Here is a 1,476-nt window from a genome sequence, read left to right on the forward strand (position 1 = left end):
TGCCGGTGCTGACGGAGTAGCGTTTACTTTTACGCTTACCGAAGTTCTTGGGCTTTCGCATCCGTCTGCAGAAGTCTGGCTTACATAATACGTTCCTGTCGCAAGAGTTTCAGTTCCTCCGTACAGAGTGCCTCCTGTATTGGCGCTATACCATTTATATGAAGCTCCTGATGGAGAAAGATCGCTTACTTTTTTATTGTCCCCAGAGCAGAAGTTCTGTGCCGAAGCTGCCGGTGCTGACGGAGTAGCGTTTACTTTTACGCTTACCGAAGTTCTCGGGCTTTCGCATCCGTCTGCAGAAGTCTGGCTTACATAATACGTTCCCGTCGCAAGAGTTTCAGTTCCTCCGTACAGAGTGCCTCCTGTATTGGCGCTGTACCATTTATATGAAGATCCCGATGGAGAAAGATCGCTTACTTTTTTATTGTCCCCAGAGCAGAAGTTCTGTGCCGAAGCTGCTGGTGCTGACGGAGTAGCGTTTACTTTTACGCTTACCGAAGTTCTCGGGCTTTCGCATCCGTCTGCAGAAGTCTCGCTTACATAATACGTTCCTGTTGCAAGAGTTTCAGTTCCCGCATACAGAGTCCCGCCTGTATTGGCGCTGTACCATTTGTATGAAGCCCCTGATGGAGAAAGATCGCTTACTTTTTTATTGTCCCCAGAGCAGAAGTTCTGCGCCGAAGCTGCTGGCACTGAAGGAGTAGCGTTTACTTTTACGCTTACCGAAGTTCTTGAGCTTTCGCATCCGTCTGCAGAAGTCTGGCTTACATAATACGTTCCCGTCGCAAGAGTTTCAGTTCCCGCGTACAGAGTCCCGCCCGTATTGGCGCTGTACCATTTGTATGAAGCCCCTGATGGAGACAGATCGCTTACTTTTTTATTGTCCGCAGAGCAGAAGTTCTGTGCAGAAGCTGCCGGTGCTGACGGAGTAGCGTTTACTTTTACGCTTACCGAAGTTCTCGGGCTTTCGCATCCGTCTGCAGAAGTCTCGCTTACATAATACGTTCCTGTTGCAAGAGTTTCAGTTCCCGCGTACAGAGTGCCGCCTGTATTGGCGCTGTACCATTTGTACGAAGCCCCTGATGGAGAAAGATCGCCTACTTTTTTATTGTCCGCAGAGCAGAAGTTCTGTGCCGAAGCTGCCGGTGCTGACGGAGTAGCGTTTACTTTTACGCTTACCGAAGTTCTCGGGCTTTCGCATCCGTCTGCAGAAGTCTGGCTTACATAATACGTTCCCGTCGCAAGAGTTTCAGTTCCTCCGTACAGAGTGCCTCCTGTATTGGCGCTGTACCATTTATATGAAGATCCCGATGGAGAAAGATCGCTTACTTTTTTATTGTCCCCAGAGCAGAAGTTCTGTGCAGAAGCTGCCGGTGCCGATGGAGTCGAATTTACCTTTACGCTTACCGAAGTTCTTGGGCTTTCGCATCCTTCTGCAGAAGTCTGGCTTACATAATACGTTCCTGTTGCAAGAGT

The 1,476-nt window shown here is 49.2% G+C and carries 1 protein-coding gene; it reads right to left on the reverse strand.

What is annotated here, in order from left to right; all coding sequences use genetic code 11:
* The coding region (locus AC1Q5Z_RS23365; RefSeq protein ID WP_492447108.1) for an immunoglobulin domain-containing protein at nucleotides 1-1,476 on the reverse strand (1,476 nt) is incomplete at both ends.

Source organism: Flavobacterium sp. GW823-FHT06G12 (assembly GCF_058794775.1).